Genomic DNA, 24,074 nt, shown 5'->3' with positions numbered 1-24,074 from the left:
TGATTGATAGGCCATAGTAATAAATAAAATAGCTGATCATATGTTGACCAATCAACTCACGCCATCTGCTGGAGCTGCAGCAGCCTTGGTAGCCAGCCTTGTACCGAACAATTGACTGATTTGGCATTGGAGAAAGCAAAGAGGTCATCTATAAAGACTTGCTGCGTTTGCCTGGGTTTGAGAGCTTGGTCACTCTAGAATACTTTCGCTATGTATATACTATATCCTTTGCTTGTATCATTAATACTAGAGAGCGTTTGGTAATTTAAATCATGTTTTTAAAAGCATATGGACTCGCTTTATTATTCTTTTTATATTTGCCGAGTGTTGCTGCGCAAACGCAGTTGCCGACTGACAGAGAGCTGTCGCGTGAACGTCAAGAGCGTTTGTTGCAAGAGCAGCAGCGTCGACTAGAAGAGTTACAGTCCCTCCCAGACCGAGAGTTAAGCGTACCAAGTCTGCCAACAGACGACAGTAGCGCTTGCCTCCAAGTTGATAGCATTGAGCTTAACGGCGCAGATGTTTTATCGCTGCGACAACGCACACAGCTGCTTCAGCCTTTTATTGAACAATGCCTCACTGCAAACGATTTGAATCGCTTGCTCAGTGATATCACCAATGCGTATCTAAAACGTGGCTATGTCACCACCCGCGCTTATTTGCCACCACAAGATTTGCAAAATGGTGTGTTACACATTCAAGTGATTGAGGGACGGCTTGAAAGCATCGAGAGTGGTGACTTAAGCAGCGCTTTAGAAACTTCGATGAGTTCTCCTGCAAAGGTTGGTGAACGTTTAAATCTGCGTGAACTGGAGCAGCTGATTGATCAGCTGTCACGCTTACCATCGCGTCAAGTCAGTATGGAACTGGCTCCTGGAGACGAAGTCGGTGGCAGTCACGTCTTTTTACGGGGGCAAAAATTAAAACCTTGGCGAGTGGCACTGAATCGTCATAACGATGGTCAGCTCAGTACCGGTGAGCAGCAATGGGGGCTTAATTTTGTTTGGGACAGTCCGCTGGGTTTGGCCGATCAGCTGAGCTTGCGCGGCAGTGGCGATACCGTCAGTGATCACTATAAGCATTCTGCCGCCCACGGTTTGAGTTACAGCTTGCCATACGGCTGGTGGACCTTTAATTATTTTTATAACCACAGCTATTACCGCACTCGAACCCAAGGACAAGGTTTCTCGTTTGTGCTCGATGGTGTGAGTACCACGCAAGCTCTGATGGCTGAGCGCGTCTTGCACCGTGATGCAGTCAGTAAAACGGCTTTCAGCGTTGGCTTAAATCACTTGCGCAGTCGTAACTACCTCGATAATCAGCGTTTGGATGTCTCCAGTCAGCGCCTCACAGAACAGCAAATCAGCTTTAATCATGGACGGCGTATCAGTTCAGGTTTTGTTAACGTTGATCTGGGTTATCAGCGCGGAATTGGTGCCTTTGATGCGCAGCGGGCAGGGCGTCCGCAGGGTTGGGAGCCGGTGGCGCGTTATAACAAATACACAGTGACAGCCAGTTACTTGCAGCCCTTTCAGCTGTTAGGTGAGCGATTCAGCTTTGATAGCGTTTTCAGTGCGCAACGCAGTGAAGATGTGCTGTTTAGCCCACAGCGTTTCAGTCTCGGTGGGTTGTATTCGATTCGTGGCTTTAAAGAGCAATCCGTCACCGGCGACAGCGGTTATTACTTACGAAACCAGTTGCGCTGGACGCGACCTGTCGGCCTAGAGTGGCTACGCCCTGTCGTGCAGGAATACAGCCTTACCGCAGCCTACGATATGGGCGCGATTCGTGGTGATAAATACAACGATGAACAAAGCGGCCGTTTAGCCAGCCATGCTTTTGAGCTGAGCGCGCGGGGTCAGCATCTAGCTGCTTCAGTTACAGCCGCGCATACATTGTCGCGCCCGAACGCGATTGAGCGTAAAGAACGCCCCATTTACTTCCGAATTGATGTGTTTTTCTGACAAGGAATTCAGTATGAATACTCAAAACCCTTTATTTAAGGTCATTGCTCAGTTGTTAATTGCGGTGATGTGCGGACAGCCTTTACTGTCTGCCGCAGCAGATTTGCGGGTTGATACCAGTGCTGGTGGTAATACGCAAATCAGCCAAGCCGCTAATGGTGTGCCTGTGGTTAACATTGCTACACCCAATGGCAATGGACTGTCGCATAATAAATTCACCGACTATAACGTGGGGCAGCAGGGGCTGATTTTAAATAACAGTACGGATAAATTTACCCAAACCCAATTGGGCGGCATTATTGTAGGTAACAGCCAGCTCAACGGCAGGGCGGCGGGAATGATTCTTAATGAGGTGACTGGTGGCCAAGCCAGTCAGCTTAAAGGCTACACCGAAGTGGCCGGTAAACAGGCGCATGTGGTGGTGGCCAACCCGCACGGGATCACCTGTGATGGTTGCGGTTTTATTAATACGCCCCATGCCACGCTCACCACGGGTAAGCCGATTATTGAGCAAGGTCAGCTTAAGCGTTATGACGTCGAAGGTGGGCAGATTGAAATTTCGGGTACCGGACTGAATGCCACTAATGTCAGCCAGTTTGATCTGATCACGCGTAGTGCCAAAATCAACGCTGAACTGCACGCCAATCAACTCAATATCATCACCGGTCGTAACAGCGTCGATGCGCAAACCCTCACCGCGACTGCAAAAGCAGATCGTCCAGATGATAAGCCCAGCCTCGCCATTGATAGCTCTGCCTTAGGCGGAATGTATGCGGGAGCCATTCGCTTAGTGGGTACTGAAGCAGGTGTTGGGGTGAAACTGGCCGGTGATATGGCCGCCAGTGCCGGTGATATCCGTATTGATACCAACGGGCATCTGAGCCTAGCCAGAACAGCGGCTAAAGGTGATATCAAACTCAATGCCGCCCAGATCGATTTAACGCAAGATGTTTACAGTCAGCAGTCCGCTCAAATCATCGCCCAGAATGGAGCCATTACTGTAAATGACAGTCTGGCCGCTGCCGGTGATCTAGATCTAAATGCTGCACTGATTGATAACCAAGGCGTGATTGAGGTGGGTAGCAAAGCCGATGGCAGCAGCAATACTGCCAGTATTTTAACAGTGCAAGGTGGCGAGTTTAAAAACCAAGGCACAGTGGTTGCACAAGGAGATTTGAATACTGATTTAAATGTATTGAATAATCAGGGCGGACAGATTGTTGCCGTCGGTGCAGCGCAGATTGATGCCAAGCATGTTGATAATGGTGGTGGGCAGCTGATCGGCCAGAACACGCTAGACCTTAAAGTGCAGAAGTTAGATAACGCCCAAGGCACTCTGGCGAGCAATCAAGATTTAACCATTCAAGCGTCTGATCAGATCAATAACAACAGTGATGGATTGATCTTGAGCCAGAGCGGTGATCTGAGCATCAGCAGTCAAACGATCAATAACCAAAGTGGTGTACTTCAAGCGAATACCGGCGTTGTTAACCTCACCACCAATCGCTCGATGAATAATCAAAACGGAAAAATACTGGCAAATAACAACTCGCTCCAGCTCAATGCACAGCAACTGAGTAACCAAAAAGGCGTTATCCAAGCCCACAGTGTTGATGTGGCTGGAGGTGGTGCCATAGATAACCGTCAAGGACAGGTCACTGCAACACAGGGTAATTTACAACTCGCACAAGGGGCTATTAACAACGATGGCGGCAAGCTTATTAGCCAACAAAACCTAACAGTTGATGCGTTGAGCTTATCCAACCAAAGTGGTTTGATCGGTGGGCAAGAGGTTGCAGTCAGTTTGACGGGGCACTTGAACAACAAATCAGGGCTGGTTGAGGCAACAAACAGCCTGTTATTAAGCGCAGGCTCGGCAAGTAATGATAGTGGCCGTTTACGAGCTTTAGGGCAGGCTGGCAGTAGTGCTTTTACCATCAAGACGCTGTTCAATAATGATAAAGGTTTGGTTGAAGTCGGTAACCAGCACTTTTTATTAAACAGCCAAGCCTTGAGCAATCAACAAGGCACGATTCGCCATCTTGGCGATCATTTTGCCTTAAGTTTGAGTGATGCAGGCCAGGCAGGCGGCAGCTTTTTAACCAATGGCATCCTCAAACTGGATGTGGACCGTTGGCTTAATAGCAGTGAACTACAGGCTCAACAAATAGAGCTCAAGGTCAACCACTTCACCAACACCGCCAGTGGTGTATTGCGCTCAATTGATGATTTACATGCCAGTGGCAGTACTTGGGTGAATGACGGGCAGATTGAGACTGAGGGCGCTTTGCATCTGTCTTTGACCGATAGCTATACAGGCAAGGGTGCGCTACACAGCCAAGGCAGTCTTTATCTGAAAAGCCAGAACGTCGAGTTGCAACAAGGCGCCAGTGTGCGCAGTGCTCAGAACGCACTGTTTGAGTTAGGTGGTCGTTTGCTCAATGCCGGAGCCTTGAGTGCGGCAGGTGATGTACAGATTCGCGCCAGTGATATAGACAACAAAGGCACTCTCGGGACTGGTCAAAAGTTGCGTATTGAAACAAACCACCTCTTGAATCAAGGATTGGTTTTTAGCGGCGCCGATATGGCGTTACGCAGTAATACACTGACCAATCGGTATGGCGATATCTATAGTTTAGGTGCTCTAACTGCCGCCAAAGATGATGCTTATACCGCGATGACACTATTGGAAAATCGCTCAGGCAGTATTGAGTCCGGTGGTGATATGGGCTTGTATGCATCAACACTGACTAACCGTAAGGAGCAGTTTCGTCTTGGTAAGACGTTAACCTCTGGCTATATTGATGTGGTTTGTTATGACTGCAGTGGCGATCATCACAATGTTGATTATGTAGCCACTGAGCGTTTTGAATTTACAGTAGAAGAAGACTCCGCTGCGGCGCGCATTCATTCAGGTGGCAATTTAGCTGTGCAGGGTGATGTGATTGCTAACCGTTACAGTAGCCTCAGTGCGTCTGGCAATATCAACATTATTGCCGATACCTTAGAAAATCTTGCTGCGAGCACAGGCACAGCACAGCGGGTACAGCGCTTTAACACGGGGCGCGTCACCGATGGCACTGATGAGCGTTTTCGTTGGAACTATATTTATCCTTACAATGCCCAGTCGTTACCTAAAGCTTTGTCAAGTGCGCTCTATAGCTGGCGTTTAGTCAGCGATATCGAAACACAAACGCCAACAGGAGCTGCTGCGCCCGCCATTATTCAAGCAGGTGGCAATGTCCATATTCAGGTTAGAGATAGCATAAACAATGCTTCGCTTTTGGAGCATCAAGCGCCGCAAGCAAGCGCGGTGCAGACGCTAGACACTCAAGTTAACTCAGGCTTACAACCTTTAGTTGTGCAGTTGAATGCGCAATTGCCAGCCGACCTGACTCAGCAGCTGGTTGACCCAACAGCGCTACCTGGGTTTAGTTTGCCGCAGAGTTCCAGTGGATTATTTACTGTTAACTCGAACACCAGTCATCCCTATTTGATCGAAACCAATCCACTGTTTGCCAGTATGAGCGGATTTCTCAATTCCAATTATCTGCTGCAAGGTTTGGGTTATGACCCTGCGCAAGCACAAAAGCGCTTAGGCGATGGTTTGTACGAGCAGCGCTTGATTGAGCAAGCTGTTATTGCGCGTACCGGCAAGCGCTTTCTTGATGGCCTCACCTCCAATGACGATCAGTTTCGTTACCTTATGGACAACGGCATTGCCAGTAAAGAATCATTGAACTTGTCACTGGGAATCTCTCTGACTGGAGAGCAAGTTGCCGCGTTAACCCATGACATTGTTTGGCTGGAAGAGCGTGAAGTACAAGGTGAAAAAGTATTGGTACCGATTCTGTACTTAGCGCAAGCAACAGACCGCGTTACCCCTACAGGTGCATTAATCCAAGGTCGCGATGTGGCGTTGATTTCCGGCGCAGAGCTTAATAACAGCGGCATGTTACGCGCCAGTAATAATCTATCTGTGAGCGCTGAAAACATCAGCAACAGCGGCTTGATACAGGCCGATGAGCGTCTGCAGTTATTGGCGCAAGACAGTATTCACAATCAGCGCGGTGGCTTAATTAAGGGGCGAGATGTCAGCCTGCTGGCAGTGAGCGGCGATATTCTTAATGAGCGCACCATTACTCAAGAGGCCCGCAGTGGCCAAGGTTATAGCCAAACCACCAGTATTGTCGATCAAGCAGCAGGCATAGAGGCCACAGGTGACCTGTCATTGCTGGCGGGGCGCGACATTATTAATCAGGGCGCCAATCTCAAGGCCGGTGCCGCAATTGATCTGAATGCTGGCCGCAATGTGCTGCTGGTGTCTGCTGAAGAAAATAACGGGCAGATGCGTCAGGATAAACGCCACTTCTGGAGCAACAACAGTACAACCCAGCATGCCGGTGATATCCAAGCAGGCACTCACCTCAATGTGAGTGCAGAACAGGATATCGCGATCGTGGCCAGCCGCTTGAAGGCGGGTGGAGATATGAGCCTGCAGGCAGGTGGTGATGTGTTGATCAGCTCTGCGGCTAACACGCAAAGCAGTGAATACCGTTATCGTCGCAGCGGTAAGAAAGTCAATCAAGAGAACACCCAAGTCCAACAGCAAGCCTCGGTGCTTGAAGCGGGAGGTCAGTTTATAAGTGTATCGGGTGCAGATACGCAAATTATTTCGAGCCACATCAGCGCAGGCAAAGAAGCCTATCTTGTTGCTGGTGGCAAAGTGCAACTGCTGGCCGAGCAAGACTACGACTATTCCTTCTCCGAGAAAAAGAAAAAAGGCAGCTTTGGCCGTAAGAGCTTCAAAAGCGACGAGCGCACGCAAGTGACCCACGTTGGCAGCAGCATCACCAGCGGCGGCGATCTGGCCATCATCAGCGGTGATGAGCAGCGTTACCAAGCTGCACAGCTGAATAGTGGCAATGACTTAACCTTGGACAGTAGCGCAGGTATCGTGTTTGAAGGCGTCAAAGACCTGGAGCAACAAAGTCGCATTCGCAGTAAAAACAGCTGGGCTTGGCAAAGCGCCAAGGGTAAAGGCAATACCGATGAAACCTTGATGCAAAGCCAGCTACAAGCCCAAGGCGAAATCGCCATCCGTGCTGCCGAGCGCATCCAGATCGACATTAAAGAGGTCAATCAGCAAAGCGTGAGCGAAACCATTGATGCCATGGTGCAAGCTGATCCTCAGTTGGCATGGCTCAAGGATATGGAGCAACGCGGTGATGTGGATTGGCGCCAGGTCAAGGAGCTGCATGATAGCTTCAAGTACAGCAGCTCTGGCCTAAGCGGCCCCGCCGCGATGGTGATCGCTATTGTGGTGGCGTACTTTACCGCGGGGGCGGGGGCTACTCTGACGGGCGCAACCAGTACCGCAGGGATTGCCAGCTCGAACGCTGTTGTGTCTGGGATTGCCAGCAACGCCGCCATTAGTACCATCAACAACAAGGGCGACCTAGGCTCTACATTCAAGGATATAACGTCCAGCGATGCACTGAAAAGCTATGCCGTCTCCGGCATCACCGCGGGCCTCACGGCAGGTGTATATGACAACTGGACCGGCACACAAACTGGCCCAAGCAACACTGGAGCCGTCTCCAACAACAGCGGTGTTCTGGCCAACAGCGGCAAAGTGGCGGTCGAAGGCGGCTTGAGCACCTGGGGCGGTGTCGGCCAATTCGCTGCCAACCAGGCGCTGCAAAACGTCACCTCGACCACGCTTAACAAAGTACTGGGGCAAGATGGTAGTTTTGGTGATGCCCTGACCAGCACGCTGGCCAACACCTTTGCTGCAGCGGGTTTCAATTGGGTGGGTGATTTTAGCCAAAACAACCAGCTGGATAACGGCAGCTTGGCCAAAATCGGCCTGCACGCCATCATGGGTGGCCTGGCTGCCGAAGCGGCGGGCGGTGACTTTAAAAGCGGCGCACTGGTGGCCGGAGCCAACGAAGCGCTGATTGACACCTTGGCCAGCCAATATGACAGCATGACCCACGACCAACGCTCTGGCCTGCTGACCATGAACTCCCAAGTGTTGGGTGTGCTGGTGGCCAGCATGGCTGGTGGTGATGAGAAGGACATGCAAACCGGTGCCTGGGTGGCGGGGAATGCGACCAACTATAACCGCCAGTTGCACCCTGACGAAATCGAGTTTGCTTCTGATCGTGAGCGTGTGCAGCGTTATGCGGACGAGCATGGTTTATCAGAAGATGCTGCGCGTCAGGAGCTGTTACGAACAGCCGCCGCCTTGGTTGATCGGGGCTGGAATGAAGCGCTAACTGAAGCCGATGGTAAAACAGAGCGAGCAGCGACATTCCTCGATAAGGAGTTGGCTGGCCACAGTGTAAACATGTTTCAGGCAACACCGCTTGAATATAATAACGAGCGGCTAGGCTTGATAGAGCTGTTTAATGATAAGCAGGCGTTGCAAACCCTGCTGGCTGAGGTTGCGCTTGTTGATCCACTGGATTACAAGACCAATCCACAGTACTACCAAGAGGTATTGAACGCCAAGGGCTTAGGGAGTCAGGAAGGCTTTGGTAACGCCATCGAAAACTTGGCTTCTGCTCCGTCAAAAACTGCTTTGTGGCTGATGGGAGCGGCGAATTGTCCTGATTGTGCATTAGCCGATATACAGCAAGCTTGGGATGCTGTTGCCAGTATGCCGGAGGAGCTGAAGTATAAAGGCTATCTGGACAACCTGCATATCATGCAAGGTAAGGGCGCTGAGGTTGTCATAGGCAATGCAGCTTCTTCGACTGAGTTGGGTGTGGATGTTGGATTAAGTGTAGCGCCGGGGCGCGTATTGGGCAAGGGGTCAAATAAGAGCGCTTTAGCTCAGGATTTGACAAAAGACAAGTTGCTTTCTGAACTGCCAGCTGGCACTAAAGTTGCCTCAGACAATTTGATTGATATACGCAAATTACCTGATGGCAGGATTGTTTGGTTAGAAACGGGTAACTCTAAAGCTGGTTTACAGCATATCATAGGTGAGCATGGTAAGGAGTTCGTGCAGCGAGGAATTAAAGAGAGTCAAATTCCAGAAGTACTGCTAACCGCTCTACAGCAAGATAAAATAGTCGGTTATCAAGGCCGTGGAACTGGACGGCCAATATATGAGTTTGATTATGAAGGGAAGGTGCATCGGCTGGCCATTACAGTCGGAAATAATGGCTATATCGTGGGAGCTAATTTTCGATGAGTAAATTCGAACCTAGAAGAAAGTTGAAGTTAATGGCTGAGGTTCAGTGTTGGCCTATTTGGGATATGTCTACATTGGATAATATTGATCCTGCAACTCTGCCCTTGCCAGATAAACTGATTAATAAACTTAATGAGTGGTCGGATAGGTTTGACTCGATTTACAAGTTAGATGCTCCAAACTTTCATTTAAATATTGGGTTTGCATCAAGGCAGGAGGAAGATGCGTTTTATGATGATGGCTTGTTGCTTTTTAAAAAATTGCGAGAAGAAATGCCAGATGTTGACTGGTGGTATAGAGATCAGAGATATAGTGGCCTTTTGAGTCAGCAAAGCTAAAGTATCGCCCCAGCAGCCTGAGTAAAATTGGTCTACTTGTGATTAAGAAACCGCCAAGGCTTTGTTGGCTGGATTGATTGGAGGTGGGTTTGTTGGTCTTGGCTCTTGGTTGGTGACTGCTTTTAGTTTGAAGTAGCTGAGAAAAACAGCGCAGTATAACCGCCAGTTGCACCCAACTGAACGCGAACTGGCCCAGCGCTTGGCCGAAGAAAGTGAGGGCCGCTACACAGTGGAGCAAATCGAAGAGCAACTGCGGCTATCCAACATTACCGACACCGCTATCAACCCCGGCACAGATATGCTGGTCGGTAGTCCAGAGGGTATTTATGACACCGGTGGCCGCTGGATAGAAGTCGGCGATGGCCAATACATACAAGTTTTCAGCACGGCGGACATCAACCCTGAAATCACAGGCTATATCAGTGAAAAAACCAGTATTTACGACTGGGAAATGCCAAAGCCGGTAAGTAGCGCTACAGATGGCTTCCCGGATTGGCAGCGAGACAGGCTAACTGGATATCCGTTAGATGAAAAAGGCGGCTACAGAGTTCCGGTGGTGATTGATGGTGAACGTTATTCGCCCAGATTCCACTCATGCGGAACTTCTGAATGCCTGGCGGTAGGAGCTAACATAGATTTTTCTGACCCTGATACTTTGCGCTGGATCCGTGCAGCCGAGGTTAATGCCCTGGATAATGCAAGTACAGCGTTGAGTGCGGCGGCGGTATTTACGCCTGCTGGGCCGGCAGTTGCTTTGTCTACAATGTCTACGATAAGTACACTTGTGTCAGGTTATATATCAGATGAAAGTTATAAGGCCGGGACAGCTGAGTTGGCAGGAGCAGGATTCAAATTGTATGCAGTTAAGCGAGGAGTTGATCCTCTTGTGGCTGATAGATTAACTAATGCTTTAAATGCTACAGGGTTTTTTAAAGAGTTAGTCAATGCTCATTGGGATTCAGGTAATGAATAATAGTTTGTACGTGAAGATTGCTTTTATATTTCTTTGCGTGGCGGTATGTGTTAATTTTTATCGCTTGATTTCTGACGTGTACGGTGCTTTTGTAATAACTGCTTTGCAGTTTATATTTATTAAGCAGATGTATAATTTTATAAATGGAAAAGATATGAATTTTGGCGGGATTGGCGCTAGAAAGGAATACTCATTTGAGATTAGGCTTTTTGCCTTTTTAGGGTTTATTTTAATGTACTTTGGTTTGTTTTTTGTTTGAGCTTGGGTATGGCTTCAGCATTGGCGTTGCCGGTCGGCTGGTATGTACTGCCGTCAAAAGCGGTCTTAACAGGCACAGCGCTGGGCGCTGGCTTTGATGCAGCAGGTCAGTTGATTGGCGGCAATGAATACCGCCCGGGACAAACTGTGATTGCTGGTGTAACGGGCGGATTGACTTATCCGCTGGCCGGCGGCGGGCTGCTGGGCAGCATGGCCCTCGGCGGTGCCTATGGTGGATCGAACCGAGCACTGAATAACTATGTTTATGATGAAGATAAGAATGTATGGCGTAGTGCTGGGATAGGCGTTTTAGGTGGTGGATTTGGTTATCGTGCAACTCACGAAACAGCCAAGTTTTCAGCCAAGTATCTTCCTGAGCGCCTGGGTGGCAGTGTTATTGACCCTAGTAAACCAATTCTTCTGCAGAATATAGGTACTCTGAATCCATACCCAACATATGTAGGGAAAGGTACTGGTCAGGTAGTAGAGTTTGTGACTCCTCTTGTTTTTGATAAGCAGGAGGCGAATCATGATTAAGAAATTAAAGAGATTGTTTTTCGCTACATTTAATACGGATTATATACATGGTAATTTGTTTAATATACTTGCGTTTGGCGTTGGTTGCTTATGTATCTGGTATGCAGAGGAAATTGATGTATGGATTCACACTGCGGTATTGGGGGTAGACTACGGCCACCAACTTGATAATCAGGGAGAGGCAAGAGCAAGACGTTTTTTTGCTGTAATTTTATTTTTAGCAGGATCATCAATAAGTGTTGCTAATTTGTTTTTCTTAACCAAAGACAAGCTGCACCGTCGCAAAGCAAAGAAAAGCGCCCAAGGCCAGTGGTATGACACCGACAACCTAAGCAAAGAAGACCTTTATGCTGACAAGGGTATCGACGATGAACCTAAGTAGTCGATGCGCGGCGGTTGTGTGAGCTATGTTTGCTGACCTGACTCTCGACAGCGGGGCCGGTATCGTGTTTGAAGGCGTCAAAGACCTGGAGCAACAAAGCCGCATTCGCAGTAAAAATAGCTGGGTCTGGCAAAGCGCCAAGGGTAAAGGCAATACCGATGAAACCTTGATGCAAAGCCAGCTACAAGCCCAAGGCGAAATCGCCATCCGTGCTGCCGAGCGTATTCAAATCGACATTAAAGAGGTCAATCAGCAAAGCATCAGTCAAACCATCGACGCCATGGTGCAAGCCGACCCACAGCTGGCCTGGATCAAGGCTATGGAGCAACGCGGTGATGTGGATTGGCGTCAGGTCAAGGAGCTGCATGATAGCTTCAGCTACAGCAGCTCGGGCCTGAGCGGCCCGGCGGCGATGGTGATTGCCATTGTGGTGGCGTACTTTACCGCGGGGGCGGCCAGTGGGCTGGTAGCCGGAGCCGCATCCACTGCCGGAGCGACGACGGCGACCGCTGGTGGCATGTGGGCTGCCGGAACAGGTGCGAGCCTTGCCGGGGCAGGCTGGGCCAATGTGGCCGTTACCTCCGCCCTGACCGGCATGGCCAGTAACACCGCCATTGGTACGATCAACAACAAGGGTGACTTGGGTGCAGGCCTGAAAGATGCCACGACCAGTGATGCCCTGAAAGGCTATGTGGTTTCTGGTGTCACCGCAGGTTTAACCGCCGGTGTTTACGACAAATGGACTGGCACGCAAACCGGCGCTAGTAACACGGCTGCAGCATCGAATAATACAGGCGTACTGGCCAACAGCGGTAAAGTGGCCGTGGAGGGAGGTTTAAGCACATGGTCTGGCGTAGGTCAGTTTGCCACCAACCAAGCGCTACAAAATGGTACTTCGGCTGTACTGAATAAGGCGCTGGGTCAAGATGGCAGCTTAGGCGATGCACTAACCAGCACCCTAGCGAACACCTTTGCCGCAGCCGGTTTCAACTGGGTCGGTGACTTCAGCCAAAACAACCAAATCAACAACGGCAGTCTAACCAAAATTGGCCTGCACGCCATCATGGGTGGCTTAGCTGCCGAAGCGGCCGGTGGTGACTTTAAAATCGGAGCTTTAGCTGCCGGCGCTAACGAAGCGTTAATCGACACCCTTGCTAACCAATACGACAACATGAGTCAAGACCAGCGCAGTAGTCTGTTGACCATGAACTCCCAAGTGCTGGGCGTACTGGTGGCCAGCATGGCGGGTGGCGATGAAAAGGATATACAAACCGGTGCATGGGTAGCGGGGAATGCGACCAGCTATAACCATGATTTGCACCGTGAAAATGCTGAAAGTTTTGCCCAGGCAGTGTTGGATGCTTGCGCTACCCAGCCTCAGCGCTGTGCAGTTGATCCTGATAGCGTAACCTATGATGACTTGATGCAAACGCTTGAGGTGATGGCTGCGCATGGTGAAGGATTCAACGACCTTAACCCTCATGCAGTTGCGCTGGTCAATCAGTATTATAACAACGACCTCTATCGCGATAGATTGGAAGCCGACCTGTTCCAGCTGACCGAATCTGAACAATCTCGGCTGCAAACGGAGCAAGTTGCCGAACTGGTCATGGCAGGTGCTGGTTTGGGGGCAGCAGCGGTTAAGGGTGGTCCTGGGATTGTTTCTTGGGTTAAGGGGTTGCTTGGAAAGAATCCTGAAGCTATAAAGTTTGATGGTAAGTTTTACTCTGCAGGTGGAATAAAAATTGAAAAAACTTATTACGATAGGCTGTGGGAACAAGGGCGACCAGCCCCTTTCTTGCAGGTTAAGGAAGTTTTAGCTAGTAGTCCAAAAATTGTACCTGATCCTAGAGGGATGCCAGGCTATTACCGGTATGAGGGTGCCGGTTTGGAAATGATTTATAATCCTGTTACAGGGCAGGTTGGTCATATTCAGCCATTAAGGAGATAAAATGAGAAATATATGGCCGATTTTGGAAGAGCGATTGTGCAGTTATAGAGATTCTTGCTTAGATATTAAAAGGTTTTTACTTCTATACAAGTCAAGATGTGACGAGCTGGTTTGGTCTATTGTTGAATGTAGCTCTTTTGATGGTGCATTGATTTTTTTTGATGAACTTTACGAGATTCAAAATAAATTGGCAATTATTAAGTATAAATACGAATATCCATTGCAAGAAGATATGGAGGCGTTTATATATCATTTTGAGCGGGATGATGTATATTCAAGAAAGTTTTGGTATGAAAAATTTAAGAAGGGAGAGCGGTGGTAAGTGAGAGTAATCTCCATTTTCTGAACTGAACAAAGTGTTGGGCCAGGACGGCGATTTTGGCGATGCCCTGACCAGCGCGCTGGCCAACACCTTTGCTGCGGCGGGTTTTAACTGGGAGGGTGATTTTAGCCAAAACAACCAAATCAACAACGGCAGTCTAAGCAAAATCGGCCTGCACGCCATTATGGGTGGCTTAGCTGCCGAAGCCGCTGGTGGTGACTTCAAAATCGGCGCTTTAGCTGCCGGCGCTAACGAAGCGTTAATCGACACCCTTGCTAACCAATACGACAACATGAGTCATGACCAGCGCAGCAGCCTGCTGGTCATGAACTCGCAAGTGCTGGGCGTGCTAGTGGCATCCATGGCCGGTGGTGATGAAAAGGACATGCAGATCGGCGCATCTGTGGCGGGGAATGCGACTAACTATAACCACGATCTGCATCGCCCGAACGCGGAAAACTTTGCGGAAGGTGTTCTGAACGCATGCTCAGCACGGCCTCAACAGTGCGCAGTCGATCCTGGTAGCGTAACTTATGATGACTTGATGCAAACGATTGAGGTGATGGCCGCACATGGTGAGGGATTCAATGACCTTAACCCTAATGCAGTTGCGCTGGTTAATCAGTATTATAACAATGACCTCTATCGCGATAGACTTGAAGCCGACCTGTTTCAGCTGACCGAGTCCGAACAGTCTCGGCTGCAAACGGAGCAGATCGCAGAGCTCGTCATGGCCGGTGCTGGTTTGGGGACAGCGGCGGTTAAGGGTAGTTCTGGAATTGCTTCGTGGGTTAAGGGGTTGTTTAGGACGAAAAGTAGCACGGGAGCAGAAAACGCTATCAATGGAGTCAAACTTAATTCTAAACTTTTGGCAGAGGAAGCTCCGGCCTACTGACCATGAACTCGCAAGTGTTGGGCGTACTTGTTGCGTCAGTGGCTGGTGGTGATGAGAAAGACATGCAGATCGGCGCTTCGGTAGCGGGGAATGCGACGCAGTATAACCGTCAACTGCACCTAACCGAGCGTGAGTTGGCTCAGCGTCTGGCGGAAGAAAGTGATGGTCGTTATACGGTTGAGCAGATCGAGGAGCAAATGCGACTATCAAATATCGCAGGAACGGAAATCACTGCAGGCTCGGATATGTTGGTTGACGGGCAGGGTGGTATATACGATACCGGTGGTGACTGGGTTCAGCTGAGCGATGGTCGATCGTTACAGCGTATTAGTATGGCTGACAAAGATGTTGATGTTATCAACTACATCAGCGAGCAGATTGGTATTTATGATTGGACAGTGCCTAGGCCTATCGGTGCTGATGCCGAGTACTTCCCACCATTTGATTACAAGGTGTGCGTAGCCTGCGCTGCTGGCTTTTCATATGGCTTAGATACAACATCCATGAGAACTATTGAGGAGAGCGACGCAGGTGCTCGATCATTAACATTGGGCATGGCCTCAATGATTGCGTTGCCAGTTGGCTTATATGCATTGCCTGCACGCTCAGTACTGACGGGTACTGTTCTCGCTAGTGGCTTTGACGCAGCAGGACAGTTGATTGGTGGTAATGAATACCGTCCCGGGCAGACTGTGGTTGCCGGCATAACGGGCGGATTCACCTACCCGCTGGCGGGTGTTGGTTTGCTGGGAAGCATGGCGCTGGGTGGTGCGTATGGTGGGACGAACCGGGCGCTGAATAATTATATTTATGATGAAGATAAAAACGTATGGCGTAGCGCAGGCGTAGGTTTTGTTGCTGGTGGTGCCGGTCAAGTAGTAGGCGCTTATGCAAGAAATATTGCATATAGATACTTACCTAAAAGAATAAATGGTGACGCTATTGATCCAAATAAGTCTATTTTGTTACAAAATATAGGGGTTTTAAATCCTTATCCAGGCTATATGGGAAAAGGTGCGGGGCAAGTTACTGAGTGGGCTATTCCAGCGGTATTGGACAAGCAAGGTTCAGTAAATGATTAATCAGATTCTCAAACTAGGAAGGTATTTGTTTGACAGGGAAAGTGTGCATGGTGTTTTGTTGTCGTTAATTGTTTGGAGTGTCGGTTGCTTGTGTATCTGGTATGCAGAAGAAATTGATGTATGGTTTTATAACGCTGTGTTGGGAATTGAATATGGTTATCAGCTTGATAACGAGGGGCAAATTAGGGCAAGAAGGGTGTTGGCAGGTGGTCTTTTTGTAGCGCTTTTTTTATCCCATACAGTATATTTGTTTTTTTTGATCCGAGAGAAACTGCGTCGTCGCAGAGCAAAAAAAAGCGTCCAAGGCCAATGGTATGACACCGAAAACTTAATAAAAGAAGATCTTTATGCTGACAAGGATGTTGACGATGAACGTGAATAAACAGTCCAGAAGCCGCTGCGCGAAACGCTGGTCGCGCGCACCGGTCAGCGTTTTATTGCCAGTTTAACCAGTGACGAAGCGATGTTTCGTTATCTAATGGACAATGCCATTGCCAGTAAAGATGCTTTAAGTTTGTCGCTGGGCGTGTCTCTGACATCTGAGCAAGTTGCTGCACTGACCCATGACATTGTCTGGATGGAAGAACGTGAAGTGCGCGGCGAGACAGTACTGGTACCCGTGTTGTACATGGCTCAAACTCAAGGTCGCTTGGCGCCCAGCGGTGCTCTCATTCAGGGGCATGATGTTGCGCTGATCTCTGGCGCAGCGTTAAACAACCAAGGCACCTTACGCGCGAGTCATAACCTTGATGCACATGCCGACAACATAACCAATAGCGGCCTCGCTTGCACAGCATATGCAAGAGCTAGGTGTCACGTCTGAAGAGATATCCAACGCTTTACGAGCCATGGCGCGTGGAGATGGATTTGATGGGCCTGAGCCAGCTAAAGAGTTTGTTAAGGCTTGGGCGATGTTTATGCTGACAGTTAGTGGAGCGGCCAACACCACAGCAACAGGTGACACTCTGGTATTGGGTGGTACAGTCAGTGGTGGCTCAAATTTGGTTTATCAGTTAAGTACTAAAGAAATTGCAGAAATTGAGTTAATAGACACAGTGGTAGCAACTACAGTCGGTGTGTTGACTCAAGGAAAGGGGCTTACTGGTTCGGTAGGGATCAATATGGGCGGAGCTTATGGTTTTTCTTATGGGTTGAACACTACATCCCTCAGAAGTACTGGCCTCATGTGATTAAGCACTGGCCTTAAATCTTGCAGCTACTAGGCTAATGCGTTGCAATCCAAATCAGTAATGCCGCTTGGAAAACCGCAAAAATTGCCAGCATGGCAATCGTAAAGCGTAGCGTGCTGTCTTCGCTTTTTAAAAGAGTAATGCGCTGGTTGAGTTTTTTAATGTGCGCGCTTTGCTCATTTAGATTTTTATCCGCATTTTGCAGCATCATGGCACTGTCTACTGTGTCAATTAAGCAGACTTTATTCTCATTCCAATCACTATGCAGTTGGCTCACGCGGCCGACTGAACAGTCGGCACGCATTTGTATCCCAGCCTCATAAGCAACATTGAACCCCTGTGCCTGTAAGGCATGATCACGACGCAAGCGTGCAACATCACTTGGTGCATATTTTGCCAGCAACGGCAGTCTGGCAACAGTGTAATGATTCCAGCGTTTACGTGCCCATACCACAGCCTGCGCCAGTAAAAAGCGCCCCAAACCGCGATTACTGGGCTCCACCTGCAAAGGAAAGTCAGCATTAATCCGTATTTGCGACGCCTGGTGATCGGCCCAAACTTCTAGCGTATTCACTTCTTTATTGGTGTTTAATCCTGGCACATCCACCGTTAAGCGCAAAAAACTTTCTTCTTTGCTGTGGCGCTCAACACGGCCCAAACTGACAAAGCGTAAAGGCCTCAGGCCCGCTTCTCGATCTGCAGGTAAAGCACTCAGACGAATAAGCTGAAAACGTTCAGGCTCTAACTCTAACCACGGGTGCTGAGTTTTAACGTTTTCTTCATTGTCTGCGTCGGGCGCGACTGGCTCTGGTGTTGATACTGCAGATATCATGTCAAATCACTTTAAGAATGACCTTAGTGCACATGCTATCGGCAGTTAGGCGCGTTACTTTAGGCTGGCACGCAACAACCAGCCTTGAGTAGTGATGCAAGGTGCCAGAACCGACTGAGTACAGGTATACTGCGCAATTATTTTAACAATTTCGGAGCAGTGTGTATGTCCGGTAATACTTTTGGCAAGCTTTTTACTGTTACTACCGCTGGAGAAAGCCACGGCCCCGCCTTAGTTGCCATTGTTGACGGCTGCCCGCCGGGTTTGCCATTGACTGCTGAAGACCTACAAGACGATCTGGATCGGCGCAAGCCCGGTACCAGTCGGCATACCACGCAACGCCAAGAAGCTGATCAAGTGGAAATCTTGTCGGGTGTTTTTGAAGGGCAAACCACGGGTTGCCCGATTGGTTTATTGATTCGCAACACCGATCAAAAATCGAAAGACTATTCAGCCATTAAAGATATTTTTCGTCCGGCACACGCCGACTACAGCTATCACCATAAATATGGCGTGCGTGATTACCGTGGCGGTGGGCGCAGTTCGGCGCGTGAAACAGCGATGCGTGTCGCCGCCGGAGCCATTGCGAAAAAATACCTCGCCACCCAAGGCATTGTTGTGCGTGGCTATATGAGTCAACTTGGCCCGATCGAAATCCCCTTTAAAAGCTGGGATGCAGTGCATGACAATGCTTTTTTTAGCCCTGATCCAAGCAAGGTCGCTGAACTTGAAGCCTATATGGATCAATTACGCCGCGATCAGGATTCTGTGGGTGCGAAAATCACGGTTGTCGCAGACGGTGTGATGCCGGGCTTAGGCGAGCCTGTATTTGATCGTCTCGATGCGGATTTGGCGCATGCTTTGATGAGCATTAACGCGGTGAAGGGTGTCGAAATCGGTGCAGGTTTTGCCTGTGTAGCGCAGCGCGGCACTGAGCACCGCGATGAATTAACCCCGCAAGGTTTCACCTCCAATCATGCCGGTGGCGTGCTCGGTGGAATCTCTTCGGGCCAGCCAATCGTTGCGCATTTAGCCCTCAAGCCCACATCCAGCATCACCACCCCCGGGCGCTCCATTAATACGGCGGGTGAGGCAGTAGAGATGATCACCAAAGGTCGTCACGATCCTTGCGTTGGCATTCGCGCCACACCGATTGCTGAGGCGATGATGGCCATTGTGCTGATGGATCACCTGCTGCGCCATCGTGGGCAAAATGCTGATGTGCAAGTCAGCACGCCAATACTTGCTCAGCTTTAAAACACATACCTTCAGCGAACACATGGCTGGCTTAGCTCAGTCGTGTGTAAGGCAGTCGGAGTTATGAGTGCAGTCTTGCCATATTGGCGGTTATCGAGTTTTTACTTCTTTTATTTTGCCTTGCTGGGTGCTATTGCACCCTTTATGGCGTTGTATTTTGACCATCTCGGTTTTTCTGCCGCGCGCATCGGTGAGTTGATTGCCATTCCCATGCTAATGCGCTGTCTTGCGCCTAGCTTATGGGCGTGGCTAGCGGATCGCAGTCAAAAACGCTTAGCCATCGTGCGCCTTGGTGCTATCTGCACGCTCTTGTCATTTAGCCTTATCTTTTTTAGTCAAAGTTTTGCTTGGCTGGCTCTGATCATGGTGTTGCATGCGTTTTTTTGGCATGCCATCTTGGCTCAGTTTGAAGTGATTACTTTAGCCCACCTTGGCGCGCAGAGTGAGCGCTATAGCCAGCTGCGTTTGTGGGGGTCAGTGGGCTTTATGCTGGTGGTGATTGGCTTTGGTTATCTTTTTGATCAGGTCGGTTTAGCGTATTACCCTTGGGCTATTTTGGCGGTAATGAGTGGTATTGTGCTCAGCAGTTTTTGGGTGCCTGCACGACCAGAGCCGTTGGTCACTCAAGCAATCACAGGCAACAACTCAACAGCCGCTGCGCGAGCCACCAGCATCAAGCCGGTTGTGATATTTTTGCTTGGCGTGGCTTTAATGCAGCTCTCACACGGCCCGTATTACACTTTTTTAACCATTTATCTGATTGATTTAAATTACTCGCGCGCCATGATTGGCTGGCTATGGGCGCTGGGTGTGCTGGCAGAGATTGGCTTATTTGTCATAATGCCTTGGCTATTGCGCCACATACGCTTAAAACACATCATCATTATCAGCCTGTTACTTGCAGCCTTGCGCTGGTGGTTGCTGGGCTTTTATGCCGACTCATTGTTGGTGTTACTGTTTATACAGGTGCTGCATGCCGCTACCTTTGGCAGCTTTCATGCCGCAGCGATTCACTTTGTGCAGCGCCATTTTGCGGCACATAAACAAGGGCAAGGGCAGGGCTTGTATGTGTCGTTTTCTGGTATCGGCGGTGCGTTAGGCGCATTATATGCCGGTTATACATGGCAAACTCTAGGCGCTGGGATAACCTTTGCGCTGGCCAGTGCAGTCGCGCTGTTGGCAGCCGTACTGCTGTTGTTTGGCCTAGCCGGTATCGAGAACGCGCAATCAAAATTATCAAAGGACAGTAATCTATGACATTCACTCGTGAACAGCTCTGCGAGCAGATTATTCAAGCAGGCCGGTTTCTGTATGCGCGTGGTTGGTCACCGGCCACCAGCAGTAATTACTCTGCACGCCTGTGTTGCGAACGTGTGCTGCTGACTGTTTCTGGCAAGCATAAAGGCCAGCTGATAGAGGCTGATATTCTCGCTACAGACTTGCAAGCGCAGAGCCTTGAGCCCAGTAAGAAACCTTCTGCAGAAGCCTTATTGCACACACAGCTGTACAACTGGCAGCCGACTATCCAAGCTGTTTTGCACACACACTCAGTCAACGCCACAGTATTGTCGCGCATCGAGCCCGCTGGGCAGATTGAATTTTGCGATTATGAACTGCAAAAAGCATTCAGCGGTATTAACAGCCATGAACAGCCGTTGCTCGTGCCAATATTTGCAAATGACCAAGATATCCCGCGCTTAGCTAAACACGTGCAACAGTGGCTGGATAGCCACCCAGATTGCCAAGGTTACTTAATTCGTGGACACGGTCTATATACTTGGGGTGCATCCATGCAAGATGCCTTACGCCAGATTGAGGCGTTTGAGTTTTTATTAGAGTGCGAGTTAAAAGTACGTGCTTGTATGACGCGCGACTAACTGGCACTTTACCGCTACCGTTTATTTTGAGGTTTTATTTATGAGTCAGCTGTTTGTCTACCACACCGCCCAGCCTAAGCTGGCTATTAAGGTGCTAAACCATGTTGAAGATATCAGCAGCACCTTAGCTCAAGTGGGTGTGCGCTTTGAGCATTGGCAGACCCAACAAGGACTGACTGCAGAATCTTCAGCTAAGGACGTGTTGACAGTCTATGCCGATGACATCGCGCGCTTAAAAAAAGAAGGCGGCTATGTAGCAGTAGATGTTATTAGTCTCGATGAAAAACACCCTGACAAAGAGGCTTTGCGCGCTAAGTTTCTCGATGAGCATATCCACAGCGAAGATGAAGTGCGTTTCTTTGTCTCCGGCCGGGGTTTATTCAGCTTGAATATCGATCAGCATGTGTATGCGGTGTTGTGTGACAAGGGCGCCTTGATCTCAGTACCTGCTGGGAGCAAGCATTGGTTTGATATGGGCGAGCATCCTCGTTTTACTGCACTGCGTTTATTCAACAACCCTGAGGGCTGGGTCGCACAGTTCACAGGCGATACCATTGCACAGCACTACCCAACGCTGGATGATTTGCTATGAGTATCAAAGCCATTTTGACCGACATCGAAGGCACCACCAGCTCAATTGCCTTCGTGTATGAGGTGCTATTTCCCTATGCCAAGCTGCACCTGCCTGATTATGTGCGTGCATGTGCTGAACAGGAGCCACAAGCGCAACTGCTGCAAGCTGTACGGGATGAAGCGCAAGAGCCACAGGCCGATGTTGAGCGTGTGATAGCTATCTTGCTGCAATGGATGGAGGGCGATGTCAAAGCCACTTCATTAAAGACCCTACAGGGCTTGGTATGGCAGCAGGGCTACGAAACAGGTGAGATCAAGGGTCATGTTTACCCTGATGCAGTCACCGCACTGCACGCTTGGCAGCAGCATGGTTACGCGCTGTATGTGTATTCTTCAGGTTCTGTGCAGGCGCAAAAATTAATTTTTGGCTACTCTGTGGCAGGCGATTTAACCCCATTGTTTTCCGGCTACTTTGATACCACCTCTGGGCATAAGCGTGAGCAAGAATCCTATGCACGCATTGCGCAAGCGCTTGATCTACCCGCGGAGCACATTTTATTTTTATCCGATGTAGTAGAAGAGCTTGATGCAGCACAAGCCAGCGGTATGCGCACCTGCGGTTTAGCACGCAATCAAGGTGTACTGGCAGGACATGTGGCTGTCGAAAATTTTGCGCAAATTGACCCAGCAGCGTTTTAGTTATCAGCAAACCTCGTTAAAACTGCAGAATTGTTAATTTTCATAACAAATTTAACCTGACTGCTTTGCTAGGTCTTTATTCACAAGGGCTAATTAGCGTACACTGCAACTATGATTGTGAGGAGTTACCATGAGTACGATTAATATTACCGAAGCAGCTCAAGCCTATTTAGGCGATTTACTGAAAGGCCAAGATACCCCAGGTATTGGCATTCGTGTTTTTATTACCCAGCCCGGCACAACCTATGCCGAGACCTGCATTGCTTATTGCAAGCCTGAAGAACAAAAACCTGAAGACACACCTTTAGTACTGCCTGCGTTTACAGCTTGGATTGACGCACTAAGTGAGCCTTACCTCGAAGATGCTGTGGTTGATTATGCAACTGACCGCATGGGCGGCCAGCTAACGATTAAAGCACCTAACGCGAAAGTACCGATGGTCAGTGAAGACAGCCCGCTGTCTGATCGTGTTAACTACTACCTGCAGACTGAAATCAACCCAGGCCTTGCCAGCCATGGTGGTGAAGTCAGCTTGATTGATATTGATGACGGTATCTTAATTTTGCGATTCGGCGGCGGCTGCCAAGGCTGCGGTCAGGCAGACTATACCCTGAAAGAAGGCATTGAAAAGACCTTGATGGCGCGTATCCCTGAAGTTAAAGGCGTGCGCGACATCACCGACCACAGTATTACCGAGAACGCGTACTACTAATGCCGTGATGAGCAGGGGACTTTAGTCAAATAGATCACGCATGCGCTAGGTTATAAACTAGTTGCTGCAAGATAAGCTTGAACACTACCCTGCAAAAGCTTTAGCGTGCAAAAACACGCACACTGCTGAGTTGGTTGATCCTAGCTCAAGCGGTTCTTTACGACTCTATTTCTTGATATGCGAATACCAAGACCTAAAAAAACCGCTAGCAGCCACAAGCTGTTATCGGTTTTTTTACTTTAAAAGAGCAGCAAACTCACATTCTTTTAGTTTTTAATTAATTGGCCCTGTTCAAAGCTCAGTAAGCATGCTAAAACCTGCTAGCTGCTTGATAAAAAAGGGAAAATAATGAACAAATCCGAATTAATCGAGCGTATTGTTGACCGGCAACAACAACTGTCTGTACGCGATGTTGAGTTGGCAGTGAAGACCATGCTGGAACACATGACGCAAATGCTATCGTCTGGAGAGCGTATTGAAATTCGCGGCTTTGGAAGTTTTTCTGTGAGCTACCGAGCACCGCGTGTGGGGCGTAATCCCAAGACAGGGGAAACAGTTGAGTTGCAAGGTAAATATGTACCCCATTTCAAACCAGGTAAAGAGTTGCGCGACCGGGTCAATGATGGGTAATCTGATGTTTAATATTTAAGTGACCACAGAGGGTCCTATGCAAAGCTTGAAACGCTTACTTATTGTTATTATCGCTTTGGCTTTAGCTGCCAGCGTTGTGTTTTTCACCTTAGAAAATCGCGGTCTGACGCAGTTGGTATTTTTTGGCTGGCAAACACCTGAGCTCCCCCTAGCGCTTTATATACTGAGTGCTTTTGTTATGGGCCTCGTTATTGGACCCTTACTGTCTTGGTGGCCTCACCAGCGTTTACGCATACGCTACAACAAACAGATTAAGCAGCTGAGTGCTTGTGAAAAGCGTATCAAAACACTGCAAGAGAGTAATACGGCTGATGAGAGCAAAGCGCTGCCGCATACTGAGCCTGTTAAAACGCCATAAAATCTATTAACAGGCAGCA

21 protein-coding genes and 2 pseudogenes are annotated in these 24,074 nt (G+C 49.1%); 22 read left to right on the top strand and 1 reads right to left on the bottom strand.

Annotation, left to right across the window (positions count from 1 at the left end):
- Positions 1-272 precede the first annotated feature (272 nt).
- The 14 genes and pseudogenes from FXF61_RS05965 to FXF61_RS05900 all read left to right on the top strand — a co-directional run bounded on the left by FXF61_RS05965 (position 273) and on the right by FXF61_RS05900 (position 17,096).
- On the top strand, positions 273-1,964 hold the full coding sequence (locus FXF61_RS05965) for a ShlB/FhaC/HecB family hemolysin secretion/activation protein (RefSeq protein ID WP_151184407.1): 1,692 nt from the start codon (positions 273-275) through the stop codon (positions 1,962-1,964).
- A gap of 13 nt (positions 1,965-1,977) precedes the next feature.
- Complete coding sequence (locus FXF61_RS05960; protein WP_178087271.1) at positions 1,978-9,168, top strand: DUF637 domain-containing protein; 7,191 nt, start codon at positions 1,978-1,980, stop codon at positions 9,166-9,168.
- Positions 9,165-9,506, top strand: coding sequence for a hypothetical protein (locus FXF61_RS05955; protein WP_151184405.1), 342 nt, complete (start codon positions 9,165-9,167; stop codon positions 9,504-9,506). Before FXF61_RS05960 ends, FXF61_RS05955 begins: the two co-directional genes overlap by 4 nt.
- Positions 9,507-9,705: 199 nt before the next feature.
- Positions 9,706-10,479, top strand: a complete 774-nt coding sequence (locus FXF61_RS05950) for a hypothetical protein (protein ID WP_151184404.1) — start codon at positions 9,706-9,708, stop codon at positions 10,477-10,479.
- Complete coding sequence (locus FXF61_RS05945) at positions 10,472-10,738, top strand: hypothetical protein (RefSeq protein WP_151184403.1); 267 nt, start codon at positions 10,472-10,474, stop codon at positions 10,736-10,738. The genes FXF61_RS05950 and FXF61_RS05945 overlap by 8 nt, the downstream gene beginning before the upstream one ends.
- Before the next feature lie 8 nt (positions 10,739-10,746).
- Complete coding sequence (locus tag FXF61_RS05940; RefSeq protein WP_151184402.1) at positions 10,747-11,274, top strand: hypothetical protein; 528 nt, start codon at positions 10,747-10,749, stop codon at positions 11,272-11,274.
- Entirely contained in the window at positions 11,267-11,656 is a 390-nt protein-coding gene (locus FXF61_RS05935; RefSeq protein WP_151184401.1) for a hypothetical protein, read from the top strand. The genes FXF61_RS05940 and FXF61_RS05935 overlap by 8 nt, the downstream gene beginning before the upstream one ends.
- Positions 11,657-11,690: 34 nt before the next feature.
- Positions 11,691-13,607: pseudogene (locus FXF61_RS05930) on the top strand (DUF637 domain-containing protein); the annotation flags it as partial.
- A gap of 1 nt (position 13,608) precedes the next feature.
- Positions 13,609-13,929: a hypothetical protein gene (locus FXF61_RS05925; RefSeq protein ID WP_151184399.1), complete on the top strand. Its 321-nt coding sequence runs from the start codon at positions 13,609-13,611 to the stop codon at positions 13,927-13,929.
- A gap of 34 nt (positions 13,930-13,963) precedes the next feature.
- Positions 13,964-14,824, top strand: a complete 861-nt coding sequence (locus tag FXF61_RS05920; RefSeq protein WP_178087270.1) for a DUF637 domain-containing protein — start codon at positions 13,964-13,966, stop codon at positions 14,822-14,824.
- A 2-nt stretch (positions 14,825-14,826) separates the two neighbouring features.
- Positions 14,827-15,906 carry a hypothetical protein gene (locus FXF61_RS05915; protein ID WP_151184397.1) on the top strand — a complete coding sequence of 360 codons (1,080 nt, stop codon included), beginning with the start codon at positions 14,827-14,829 and terminating at the stop codon, positions 15,904-15,906.
- The gene (locus FXF61_RS05910) at positions 15,899-16,288 is read left to right on the top strand and encodes a hypothetical protein (protein WP_151184396.1); all 390 of its coding nucleotides are present in this window, start codon (positions 15,899-15,901) and stop codon (positions 16,286-16,288) included. The genes FXF61_RS05915 and FXF61_RS05910 overlap by 8 nt, the downstream gene beginning before the upstream one ends.
- Positions 16,289-16,312: 24 nt before the next feature.
- Positions 16,313-16,690: pseudogene (locus tag FXF61_RS05905) on the top strand (hypothetical protein); the annotation flags it as partial.
- A 13-nt stretch (positions 16,691-16,703) separates the two neighbouring features.
- On the top strand, positions 16,704-17,096 hold the full coding sequence (locus tag FXF61_RS05900) for a hypothetical protein (RefSeq protein WP_151184394.1): 393 nt from the start codon (positions 16,704-16,706) through the stop codon (positions 17,094-17,096).
- A 34-nt stretch (positions 17,097-17,130) separates the two neighbouring features.
- On the opposite strand, the gene FXF61_RS05895 is transcribed toward FXF61_RS05900, so the two are convergent.
- Positions 17,131-17,928 (bottom strand): hypothetical protein, encoded by a 798-nt coding sequence (locus tag FXF61_RS05895; RefSeq protein ID WP_151184393.1) that lies wholly within the window; start codon positions 17,926-17,928, stop codon positions 17,131-17,133.
- A 165-nt stretch (positions 17,929-18,093) separates the two neighbouring features.
- Between FXF61_RS05895 and aroC the strand changes: the two genes are divergently transcribed.
- From aroC to FXF61_RS05855, 8 genes are all read left to right on the top strand, one after another.
- A complete protein-coding gene (aroC, locus tag FXF61_RS05890; RefSeq protein ID WP_151184392.1) occupies positions 18,094-19,185 on the top strand; it encodes a chorismate synthase in 1,092 nt (363 codons plus the stop codon).
- Between the two features lie 63 nt (positions 19,186-19,248).
- Entirely contained in the window at positions 19,249-20,442 is a 1,194-nt protein-coding gene (locus FXF61_RS05885) for an MFS transporter (protein WP_151184391.1), read from the top strand.
- On the top strand, positions 20,439-21,062 hold the full coding sequence (locus FXF61_RS05880) for a methylthioribulose 1-phosphate dehydratase (protein ID WP_151184390.1): 624 nt from the start codon (positions 20,439-20,441) through the stop codon (positions 21,060-21,062). Before FXF61_RS05885 ends, FXF61_RS05880 begins: the two co-directional genes overlap by 4 nt.
- Before the next feature lie 40 nt (positions 21,063-21,102).
- Complete coding sequence (locus FXF61_RS05875; RefSeq protein ID WP_151184389.1) at positions 21,103-21,654, top strand: acireductone dioxygenase; 552 nt, start codon at positions 21,103-21,105, stop codon at positions 21,652-21,654.
- Positions 21,651-22,334, top strand: coding sequence for an acireductone synthase (gene mtnC / locus FXF61_RS05870; protein ID WP_151184388.1), 684 nt, complete (start codon positions 21,651-21,653; stop codon positions 22,332-22,334). The genes FXF61_RS05875 and mtnC overlap by 4 nt, the downstream gene beginning before the upstream one ends.
- Before the next feature lie 130 nt (positions 22,335-22,464).
- Positions 22,465-23,046, top strand: a complete 582-nt coding sequence (nfuA, locus tag FXF61_RS05865) for a Fe-S biogenesis protein NfuA (RefSeq protein ID WP_151184387.1) — start codon at positions 22,465-22,467, stop codon at positions 23,044-23,046.
- A gap of 348 nt (positions 23,047-23,394) precedes the next feature.
- Positions 23,395-23,676 (top strand): integration host factor subunit beta, encoded by a 282-nt coding sequence (gene ihfB / locus FXF61_RS05860; protein WP_151184386.1) that lies wholly within the window; start codon positions 23,395-23,397, stop codon positions 23,674-23,676.
- Positions 23,677-23,713: 37 nt separating this feature from the next.
- A complete protein-coding gene (locus tag FXF61_RS05855; protein WP_151184385.1) occupies positions 23,714-24,055 on the top strand; it encodes a lipopolysaccharide assembly LapA domain-containing protein in 342 nt (113 codons plus the stop codon).
- The last annotated feature ends 19 nt before the right edge of the window (positions 24,056-24,074 follow it).

Source organism: Pseudomonas sp. C27(2019) (assembly GCF_008807395.1).
GTDB lineage: Bacteria > Pseudomonadota > Gammaproteobacteria > Pseudomonadales > Pseudomonadaceae > Denitrificimonas.
This window is presented reverse-complemented; position numbering and strand designations above follow the sequence as displayed.

Excerpts from the sequence above, each read along its gene's own strand:
- FXF61_RS05895 (WP_151184393.1), bottom strand. The coding sequence starts at position 17,928 with ATGATATCTGCAGTATCAACACCAGAGCCAGTCGCGCCCGACGCAGAC.
- FXF61_RS05940 (WP_151184402.1), top strand. The coding sequence starts at position 10,747 with ATGGCTTCAGCATTGGCGTTGCCGGTCGGCTGGTATGTACTGCCGTCA.
- FXF61_RS05945 (WP_151184403.1), top strand. The coding sequence starts at position 10,472 with ATGAATAATAGTTTGTACGTGAAGATTGCTTTTATATTTCTTTGCGTG.
- FXF61_RS05875 (WP_151184389.1), top strand. The coding sequence starts at position 21,103 with ATGAGTCAGCTGTTTGTCTACCACACCGCCCAGCCTAAGCTGGCTATT.
- FXF61_RS05965 (WP_151184407.1), top strand. The coding sequence starts at position 273 with ATGTTTTTAAAAGCATATGGACTCGCTTTATTATTCTTTTTATATTTG.
- FXF61_RS05925 (WP_151184399.1), top strand. The coding sequence starts at position 13,609 with ATGAGAAATATATGGCCGATTTTGGAAGAGCGATTGTGCAGTTATAGA.
- mtnC (WP_151184388.1), top strand. The coding sequence starts at position 21,651 with ATGAGTATCAAAGCCATTTTGACCGACATCGAAGGCACCACCAGCTCA.
- FXF61_RS05885 (WP_151184391.1), top strand. The coding sequence starts at position 19,249 with ATGAGTGCAGTCTTGCCATATTGGCGGTTATCGAGTTTTTACTTCTTT.
- FXF61_RS05900 (WP_151184394.1), top strand. The coding sequence starts at position 16,704 with ATGCAAGAGCTAGGTGTCACGTCTGAAGAGATATCCAACGCTTTACGA.
- FXF61_RS05880 (WP_151184390.1), top strand. The coding sequence starts at position 20,439 with ATGACATTCACTCGTGAACAGCTCTGCGAGCAGATTATTCAAGCAGGC.
- FXF61_RS05935 (WP_151184401.1), top strand. The coding sequence starts at position 11,267 with ATGATTAAGAAATTAAAGAGATTGTTTTTCGCTACATTTAATACGGAT.
- FXF61_RS05910 (WP_151184396.1), top strand. The coding sequence starts at position 15,899 with ATGATTAATCAGATTCTCAAACTAGGAAGGTATTTGTTTGACAGGGAA.
- ihfB (WP_151184386.1), top strand. The coding sequence starts at position 23,395 with ATGAACAAATCCGAATTAATCGAGCGTATTGTTGACCGGCAACAACAA.
- nfuA (WP_151184387.1), top strand. The coding sequence starts at position 22,465 with ATGAGTACGATTAATATTACCGAAGCAGCTCAAGCCTATTTAGGCGAT.
- FXF61_RS05915 (WP_151184397.1), top strand. The coding sequence starts at position 14,827 with ATGAACTCGCAAGTGTTGGGCGTACTTGTTGCGTCAGTGGCTGGTGGT.
- aroC (WP_151184392.1), top strand. The coding sequence starts at position 18,094 with ATGTCCGGTAATACTTTTGGCAAGCTTTTTACTGTTACTACCGCTGGA.
- FXF61_RS05855 (WP_151184385.1), top strand. The coding sequence starts at position 23,714 with ATGCAAAGCTTGAAACGCTTACTTATTGTTATTATCGCTTTGGCTTTA.
- FXF61_RS05955 (WP_151184405.1), top strand. The coding sequence starts at position 9,165 with ATGAGTAAATTCGAACCTAGAAGAAAGTTGAAGTTAATGGCTGAGGTT.
- FXF61_RS05960 (WP_178087271.1), top strand. The coding sequence starts at position 1,978 with ATGAATACTCAAAACCCTTTATTTAAGGTCATTGCTCAGTTGTTAATT.